This is a genomic window from Pantoea sp. SIMBA_079 (assembly GCF_046940275.1).
Taxonomy (GTDB): Bacteria; Pseudomonadota; Gammaproteobacteria; order Enterobacterales; family Enterobacteriaceae; genus Pantoea; species Pantoea borealis.
Window position 1 is genome coordinate 1 of record NZ_JAWRYR010000989.1, and the last position, 231, is coordinate 231.

Annotated in this window: 1 protein-coding gene; it reads left to right on the forward strand. The window is 58.4% G+C overall.

Annotated features, from left to right (window positions below):
• Positions 1–231, forward strand: a 231-nt coding sequence (locus tag SB719_RS22900) for an NAD(P)H-dependent oxidoreductase (protein ID WP_412160148.1), incomplete at both ends; no start/stop codon positions are given.

Below are 231 nucleotides of genomic sequence, written 5' to 3' on the forward strand. Positions count from 1 at the left end.
CTTCTCAAGGGTTGGATCGATCGCGTGTTCGCCAATGGCTGGGCCTTCGATTTCAGTTCGGATGCCAAGCTGGTGAAGAAGCTTCGCCACCTGCGGGTTCATCTTGTCGGCGTCGGCGGCGCGGACGGCGGAACCTATGAGCGGCACGGCTATGCCGATGCCATGAAGACGCAGATTGATCATGGGATCTTCAATTATTGCGGCGCATCTGTCGTCACGTCCGAGCTCCTG